Here is an 8,298-nt window from a genome sequence, read left to right on the forward strand (position 1 = left end):
CGCGGGCTGATGAAAGGGGCCATTACGCCTAACTCTTCGCAAACCCCGTTTTCGCCCACCGGTGTTCAGACTTCTTTGCAGATGAAGACTGCTGATGGTTTGTACATCAACTTGCACGAAGCTGCTTTAGTGGATTACTCTTGCATGCACTTGAATCTGGATGATAAGAATTTTGTTTTTGAATCTTGGCTTACTCCCGATGCAGTAGGCGATAAAGGTTATCTGCAAGCTCCCTGCACGTCACCGTGGCGTACGGTTATCGTAAGCGACGATGCTCGTGACATCCTTGCCTCTAAAATCACGCTGAACTTGAACGAACCTTGTGCTTACGAGGACGTTTCCTGGATTAAGCCCGTGAAATACGTAGGTGTATGGTGGGAAATGATTGCAGGTAAGAGCACCTGGGCATATACAGACGACCTTCCCTCCATCAAACTGGGTGAAGTGGACTACTCCAAAATGAAGCCCAATGGCCGTCACGGTGCCACTAACGAAAATGTAAAAAAGTACATCGACTTCGCAGCTGAGCACGGTCTGGACCAAGTATTGGTAGAAGGCTGGAATGAAGGCTGGGAAGACTGGTTTGGCAAATCCAAGGATTATGTATTCGATTTTGTGACCCCTTATCCCGATTTCGACGTGAAGATGCTGAATGAATATGCCAAGAGCAAAGGCGTGAAGCTGATGATGCATCATGAGACATCCGGTTCGGTGCGCAACTACGAACGTCACATGGACAAGGCCTATCAGTTTATGGTGGATAATGGCTACAATGCCGTGAAGAGCGGATATGTAGGTAATATGATTCCCCGTGGTGAACATCATTATGGGCAATGGCTGAACAACCACTACCTCTATGCCGTGAAGAAGGCAGCCGACTACAAAATTTGTGTAAATGCGCACGAAGCTGTACGCCCTACCGGTTTGTGCCGTACTTATCCTAACTTGATTGGCAACGAATCTGCACGAGGAACTGAATATGAGGCATTCGGCGGTAGCAAACCGTTCCATACCACATTGCTTCCATTCAACCGCTTGATTGGCGGTCCGATGGATTATACACCGGGTATCTTCGATACCAAACTTGACTTTATGGGCGATTTGCCCCACGGACAAGTGCAGACTACACTTGCTAAGCAACTCGCTCTGTATGTAACTTTATACAGCCCGTTGCAGATGGCTGCCGACTTGGTTGAGAACTACGAAAAGCACATGGATGCTTTCCAATTCATCAAGGATGTGGCAGTAGACTGGGACGACAGCAAGTACATTGAAGCAGAACCGGGTGATTACATTACCGTGGCCCGTAAGGCAAAAGGAACCGGCAACTGGTTTGTTGGAGGTATTACAGACGAGAATGCACGTACAGCCAACTTTACGCTCGACTTCCTTGAACCGGGCAAGCAATACGTAGCCACTCTCTATGCCGACGGTAAAGATGCTGATTACAAGGAGAACCCTACTTCTTATCAGATAAAGAAGGGTATCGTAACCAGCAAGACCAAAATGTCCGTGAAGGAAGCGCGTAGCGGTGGTTTTGCATTGAGCTTGATTGAAGCGACTCCGGCTGACAAGAAAGCTGTGAAGAAGTGGAGATAATTTAGGGTAGAAAGAGTTTTTATTAGGCATTAGTGAGGCCCCGCAGAAGTCCAATCTTTGCGGGGCTTTTTTTGTGTTAGGGTAAGCTCATTCTTATACCGTAAAAATAGCATCAAGACCCGAGTTTTTGGTAAGTTCGTTCTTTGGGGAAACCTTTATTTTTGCACTCAGATAACAGATTGCATAATCATTAAAAATCAGAGATATGAATACGGATAAGAAAATCAGTCGTCGGGAGGCTTTAAAGCGTATGGGATTTGCCGTGATGAGCGGTGCTATCGCATCTTCCGGCCTACTCTCGTTGGCATCCTGCGAAACAAAAAGGAGTAAGCGTATCATCTTTTATTTTACCGGAACGGGTAACAGTCTTTACATCGCCCGTCAGTTGGCTGGAGAGAACGCAGAATTGTTGAGTATCCCTCAGATGGTGAAACGGGGGAAGTATGAATTTGAGGCAGATGAAATCGGCATCGTTTATCCCATCTACGGTCATATGCCTCCCTATATGGTACGGCAGTTCATTCAGAAAGCAAAACTGAAGGCAGAATACAAGTTTGCTGTCCTCACCTATGGTGCAAGGAAGTGCGATGCGGTAGAGATTTGGGACCGTATATCCCGTAAAGCCGACAATGCGTTTGACTATATCAACACTATCATCATGGTGGATAACTGGCTACCCAACTTCGACATGAACGAGCAACTCAAGATAGACAAGCACATCCCCGAGAACTTGCAGAAGATAACGGCAGATATCAACAGTCGGCAGCATTGGCACGAACCGGTGACGGAGGAGGAACGGCAACAGCACCAAGGTTTTATGCAGCGGAGTGGACTCGACCCCGAGGTGGGCTTCCTGATGAAAAGCGAGAAGTTCTTTACCGTGACTGATGCTTGTATTGACTGTGGCATCTGCACCTACGTTTGTCCGCGCGGCAATTATGAGCTGACGTCGAGAGGAGTGAAGACGTCCGGTGACTGCGAGTTCTGTTTTGCCTGCATACAGAATTGTCCGCAGAAGGCTATTCAGTTCATAAAGCAGGAAGATGGCTCTTTTCCTGACGGAACGGAGAAGAACCCCAATGCCCGCTATCGTAATGAGCATATTTCGCTAATAGATCTGAAACGGGCAAACAATCAAAAACTATAATCATTAACCTCTGTATTTTGTCGGATTTACACCCAGATGTTGTTGTACGTAACGGCTAAAATAAGCAGGAGAGGAAAAACCGAACATATCGGAAATACGGACGAACGTTAGTGATTTGTCGCGCAGCAAACGCGAGATGTCGAGTGTGGTATAACGGTTTATCCAGTAGTTTGCTGTATAACCGCTTACTTTCTTGGAAACTTCCGAAAGATATTTGGAGGTGACACATAGGCAGTCGGCATAATAGGTCACTTCACGATGCTCGCGGAAAGTTCCGTTCTCCAGCATGTTGAGGAAACGGCTCATGATGGAAGCATTTTGTACAGAGATATTGTCCTCGCCATATAGATGGGAGTGGAAATCGAAGAAGTCGAGTATCAACATCTGTGTGGAGGCGATAAGCATATCGCGATGGAAATGATGGTCTGTATTCCGGAGTCTGTATTCCACTTGTTCAAAATCCCGGAGACATAGCTCTTGCTGTTCGGTAGTCAGGGACATGATAGGATTGAGAAATAGGGAAAGTTGCCCTTTCATGCCGTAGTTGTTCTGTGGTGTACTCAGCACCACAAAGCCCGATGCGATATAGATGACCTTTACGCGAAAATCTTCTGAAGGTTGAATTTTCTCTACCAGTTTTCCTTTGCGGACAATCATCAGGTCGCCGGCACGTAGCTCGCGCTCCTCTCCATTGTACTTCAATCGGCAGATTCCTGACAGACAGAGGGCGTGTGCAAGATAGCCACTGTATGCGTCCGTCCCCAGACCTTGAAGAGTATCGGCTATTATAATATTTGCGGTTTCTCCCATTATACAGTTGTTTGGTTTCGATCACAAAAGTATATGTTTCCAATAATATAACTTCTATTGTGGGCAAGAAATATATTGCCTTTTTTATTCATTTCAAATCTGCCCGAATTTCGCAAATTCTTCATACCTTTGCATCCGTTAATTTTAGAAACCAATAACAAAACAGAACTTATGGGAGGTTTTTTCGGAACAGTCGCCAAGGCAACAAGCTGTGTGGCAGATTTGTTTTACGGCACAGATTATAATTCACATTTAGGGACAAAACGTGGTGGGTTGGCTACATACGATGCAGAAACGGAGCAGTTTACCCGTTCCATTCACAATCTGGAAAGCACTTATTTCCGCACGAAGTTTGAGGATGAACTGGACAAGTTCAAAGGAAATTCCGGAATAGGAATCATCAGCGATACAGACCCTCAACCCCTTATCCTCAACTCCCACCTTGGTCGCTTTGCCATTGTAACGGTAGCCAAAATAGTAAATCTGCAAGAACTGGAAACAAAACTGTTGGCCCAAAACATGCACTTCGCCGAACTCAGTTCGGGCAAAACCAATCAGACGGAACTTATCGCCCTCCTTATTATACAAGGAAAGACATTTGTCGAAGGAATTGAAAATGTGTATAAGCATATCAAAGGTTCCTGCTCCATGCTGTTATTGACGGAAGACGGCATCATTGCCGCTCGCGATCGCTGGGGACGTACTCCGATTGTGATTGGCAAGAAAGACGGAGCGTATGCCGCCACAAGTGAATCGAGCAGCTTTCCGAATCTTGGTTATGAGATAGACCGTTATTTGGGACCCGGAGAGATTGTTCGCCTGCGTGCCGATGGTGTGGAACAGATGCGCAAGCCTGATGAGGGAATGCAGATTTGTTCCTTCCTATGGGTATATTACGGTTTCCCCACTTCCTGCTACGAAGGTAAGAATGTGGAGGAAGTGCGTTTTGCCTCCGGTTTCAAGATGGCACAGACAGATAAATCAGAGGTGGATTGTGCCTGCGGTATTCCTGATTCGGGTGTAGGTATGGCGCTTGGGTATGCCGAAGGTAAAGGAGTTCCTTATCATCGTGCCATTTCCAAATATACTCCGACTTGGCCTCGTAGTTTTACTCCCAGCAAGCAGGAATTGCGTTCGCTGGTGGCAAAGATGAAGCTGATTCCCAATCGTGCCATGCTCGAGGGTAAGCGTCTGCTGTTCTGTGATGACTCTATTGTCCGGGGGACTCAGTTGCACGACAATGTGAAGGTGCTGTATGAGTATGGTGCCAAGGAGGTGCATATCCGGATTGCTTGTCCTCCATTGATATATAGCTGCCCGTTTGTAGGATTCACGGCTTCCAAAAGCGACATGGAACTGATTACCCGTCGTGTCATCAAGGAACTGGAGGGTGACGAGAATAAGAATCTCGATAAGTATGCCACTACCGGCTCACCCGAATACGAAAAGATGGTGGACGTTATCCGCGAGCGTTTCGGACTTTCATCCTTGAAGTTCAATACGTTGGAAACTCTGGTTGAAGCTATCGGATTGCCTAAGTGTAAGATATGTACGCATTGTTTTGATGGTAGCAGCCATTTTTGATTGACATTTTGTCCTTAAGGAATAAAAAAGGGGCGTGAATTGCTTGGCAGTTCACGCCCCTTTTTTTATCTTTACAGCACAAAATAGTGGTTAATGATTAGTGATTAATGATTAATGCCATTCGGATAATGCTTTTCGCCAATTACTAATCACTGACCATTAATCACTAACCATTAATCACTAATCATTATTCATCATGACTTTAGTAGAACGTTTTTTAAAGTACGTAAGCTTCGATACTCAGTCCAGTGAAGAGACTGAGATTACTCCGAGTACTCCGGGGCAAATGGTGTTTGCCCGGTATCTGAAAGAAGAATTGGAATCTTTGGGTCTGGAAGAAATCACGTTGGACGAAAATGGTTATCTGTTCGCCACTCTTCCTGCCAATACAGACAAGCCGTTGCCCGTCATCGGCTTTATTGCCCACATGGATACAAGCCCCGATATGAGTGGCAAGAATGTTTCTCCGCGTATCGTGCAGAATTATGACGGTAAGGACATTGTTCTTTGCGCCGAAGAGAATGTGGTTCTTTCTCCTGCCCAGTTCCCCGAACTGCTCGACCATCAAGGGGAAGATTTGATTGTGACCGACGGCAAGACCTTGCTTGGTGCCGATGATAAAGCCGGTATTGCCGAAATTGTATCGGCGGTGGTATATCTGAAGGAGCACCCCGGAATCAAGCACGGTAAAATTCGTATCGGCTTTAATCCGGATGAGGAAATCGGTTTGGGCGCCCATAAGTTCAATGTAGCGCAGTTCGGTTGCGAATGGGCCTATACCATGGATGGCGGAGAAGTGGGTGAACTTGAATTCGAGAACTTCAATGCGGCCTCTGCCAAGATAAGCTTCAAGGGACGGAATGTGCATCCGGGCTATGCCAAGAATAAGATGATTAACTCTATCCGCGTTGCCAACCGTTTCATGTCCATGCTTCCGGCTGACGAGGCTCCGGAGCATACCGAAGGTTACGAAGGTTTCTATCATCTGATAGGCATTACCGGCGAGGTGGAGCAGACAACAGTCTCTTACATTATCCGTGACCACGACCGCACCCGCTTTGAAGAGCGCAAGAAGGAGATGGAACGTCTTGTGGCAAAAATCAATGAAGAATACGGTCCGGGTACCGCTACTCTGGAACTTCGCGACCAATACTATAATATGCGCGAGCAGATTGAACCGGTGATGCATATCATCGACACCGCTTTTGCCGCCATGAAGGCGGTAGGTGTAGAGCCTCGTGTAAAAGCCATTCGCGGAGGTACGGACGGTGCCCAGCTCTCTTTCAAGGGCCTGCCTTGTCCCAATATCTTTGCCGGTGGCTTGAACTTCCACGGCCGCTATGAGTTCGTGCCTATCCAGAACATGGAGAAAGCCATGAACGTCATCGTCAAGATTGCCGAGCTCGTAGCAAGCAAATAGATAATTCATAACTCATAACTCTAATAGTTCCATGAAAACCACTCCGTTTACCGAAAAACACATCTCGCTGGGTGCCAAGATGCACGAGTTTGCGGGATATAATATGCCTATCGAGTATTCCGGCATCATTGACGAGCATCTTACAGTATGTCAGGGTGTCGGTGTATTCGACGTCTCACACATGGGAGAATTTTGGGTGAAAGGTCCCCATGCTTTGGACTTTCTGCAGAAAGTGACTTCCAATAACATAGCTGCCCTCACACCGGGGAAAGTACAGTATACCTGCTTCCCAAATGAAAATGGAGGCATTGTGGACGACCTTCTGGTCTATCATTATGAGCCGGAGAAATACCTGCTTGTCGTGAATGCGTCGAACATTGAGAAAGACTGGAACTGGTGTGTGTCTCATAACACGGAAGGCGCTGAATTGGAAAATGCTTCCGAGCACATGGCACAGCTTGCTGTGCAAGGACCGAAGGCTATTCAGGCTTTGCAGAAGCTGACTTCCATTAATCTTTCCGACCTTCCTTACTATACTTTTACCCACGGTGAGTTTGCCGGAGAAAAGGATGTCATTATCTCCAATACCGGATATACCGGTGCGGGTGGTTTTGAGCTTTACTTCTATCCGGAGGCTGCCATGAAGATTTGGGATGCCGTGTTCGAGGCAGGCGCGGAGTTCGGCATTAAGCCAGTTGGTCTGGGTGCGCGCGATACGCTTCGTCTGGAAATGGGCTTCTGTTTGTATGGCAATGATTTGGATGACACCACTTCGCCCATTGAAGCGGGTTTAGGATGGATTACCAAGTTTGTGGAGGGAAAGAACTTCACCAATCGCCCGATGCTGGAAAAACAGAAAGCGGAAGGCACTACCCGTAAGTTGGTGGGATTTGAATCGGTGTGGTTACCTCCGGAACTATGTCGCCTACCCGCAAGATTGGTATCGGAATGGGGTATATCAGACCCGAGTACAGCAAAGTCGGTACGGAAATCTGCATTGACATGCGGGGACGTAAGCTGAAAGCTGTGGTTGTGAAGCCGCCGTTCCGCAAACAGTAATTTGAATGAATAACTAAAATAAGAAGAATGAAGAATTTGTCATGCGGCATCATCGCGCAGTCAAATTCTTCATTCTTAGTTATTCCTTTCTCTATATTCTGCTTATCCTGTCCAGCATTTGGTTTGCCCAACCTATCTCTTTATTGGTCCATTCCTTTTCGGTTCCTTCTATGCCCTGGCCTTCGTAGGCCGAAAGCAAGGTGATATATTCTTTCAGTATATCGGCGGCTTGGGCTTGTTTGTTCATGCGCATCAATAATAGTATTTTTTGTTTATATATGTCCAGATTGGGGCTTGTTCCTGCCATCTCCTGGGCTTTATCAAGCATGGCGAGGCAGCGGTTGTTCACTTCTTCCGTATTAGACAGTGCCATTTCCGCTTTTACCAGGATGATGTAGTCATTGTCTGTGGCTAGTCTGTTGTCAATGTTCTTGCGTATCAGCCGGGCAGTTTCCTTATAGCGCTTGTTGGCGTAGTTCATACTTGCGTTGAAAGAAACGACATCGCTGGTAGTCCGTAGGTAGGGGCGGGCACTCAGGCTATGGGATTCACCGGCCTTTTCTATACGCTTTTGCAGGTTGCCGATGCTGCCGTAGCGAGGAATGTCCTTGTTGCGTTGGTGCAGGTTGTAATACCCTATAATTTTACCGAGGGCCGATGCGATTCCGTCGGGATTATA

The 8,298-nt window shown here is 46.9% G+C and carries 5 protein-coding genes and 2 pseudogenes; 5 read left to right on the forward strand and 2 right to left on the reverse strand.

The window, feature by feature from the left end:
• Together BHV72_RS06445 and BHV72_RS06450 are read left to right on the forward strand one after the other, a co-directional pair.
• Window positions 1-1,599: glycoside hydrolase family 97 protein (locus tag BHV72_RS06445; RefSeq protein WP_286855282.1), on the forward strand; the 1,599-nt coding region annotated here is incomplete at its 5' end.
• Window positions 1,600-1,804: 205 nt separating this feature from the next.
• Window positions 1,805-2,746 carry an EFR1 family ferrodoxin gene (locus BHV72_RS06450; protein WP_022402055.1) on the forward strand — a complete coding sequence of 314 codons (942 nt, stop codon included), beginning with the start codon at window positions 1,805-1,807 and terminating at the stop codon, window positions 2,744-2,746.
• A 3-nt stretch (window positions 2,747-2,749) separates the two neighbouring features.
• Here BHV72_RS06450 and BHV72_RS06455 read toward each other — a convergent pair whose 3' ends face one another.
• Window positions 2,750-3,556 (reverse strand): helix-turn-helix domain-containing protein, encoded by an 807-nt coding sequence (locus BHV72_RS06455; protein WP_005826809.1) that lies wholly within the window; start codon window positions 3,554-3,556, stop codon window positions 2,750-2,752.
• Between the two features lie 171 nt (window positions 3,557-3,727).
• Between BHV72_RS06455 and BHV72_RS06460 the strand changes: the two genes are divergently transcribed.
• The 3 genes and pseudogenes from BHV72_RS06460 (at window position 3,728) to gcvT (ending at window position 7,619) form a co-directional block, all read left to right on the forward strand.
• Window positions 3,728-5,140, forward strand: coding sequence for an amidophosphoribosyltransferase (locus tag BHV72_RS06460; protein WP_005826808.1), 1,413 nt, complete (start codon window positions 3,728-3,730; stop codon window positions 5,138-5,140).
• Window positions 5,141-5,336: 196 nt separating this feature from the next.
• On the forward strand, window positions 5,337-6,560 hold the full coding sequence (gene pepT, locus BHV72_RS06465) for a peptidase T (RefSeq protein WP_022402057.1): 1,224 nt from the start codon (window positions 5,337-5,339) through the stop codon (window positions 6,558-6,560).
• Window positions 6,561-6,591: 31 nt separating this feature from the next.
• Window positions 6,592-7,619, forward strand: a pseudogene (gene gcvT / locus BHV72_RS06470) (glycine cleavage system aminomethyltransferase GcvT).
• Between the two features lie 91 nt (window positions 7,620-7,710).
• On the opposite strand, the pseudogene BHV72_RS06475 reads toward gcvT, so the two are convergent.
• Window positions 7,711-8,298 (reverse strand): annotated as a pseudogene (locus BHV72_RS06475) (M48 family metallopeptidase); the annotation flags it as partial.

This window comes from Bacteroides sp. 43_46, from assembly GCF_001915455.1.
Lineage (GTDB): Bacteria > Bacteroidota > Bacteroidia > Bacteroidales > Bacteroidaceae > Bacteroides > Bacteroides caccae.

Coding starts and splice junctions, on each gene's coding strand:
- BHV72_RS06450 (WP_022402055.1), top strand. CDS start 1,805: ATGAATACGGATAAGAAAATCAGTCGTCGGGAGGCTTTAAAGCGTATG.
- BHV72_RS06455 (WP_005826809.1), bottom strand. CDS start 3,556: ATGGGAGAAACCGCAAATATTATAATAGCCGATACTCTTCAAGGTCTG.
- BHV72_RS06460 (WP_005826808.1), top strand. CDS start 3,728: ATGGGAGGTTTTTTCGGAACAGTCGCCAAGGCAACAAGCTGTGTGGCA.
- pepT (WP_022402057.1), top strand. CDS start 5,337: ATGACTTTAGTAGAACGTTTTTTAAAGTACGTAAGCTTCGATACTCAG.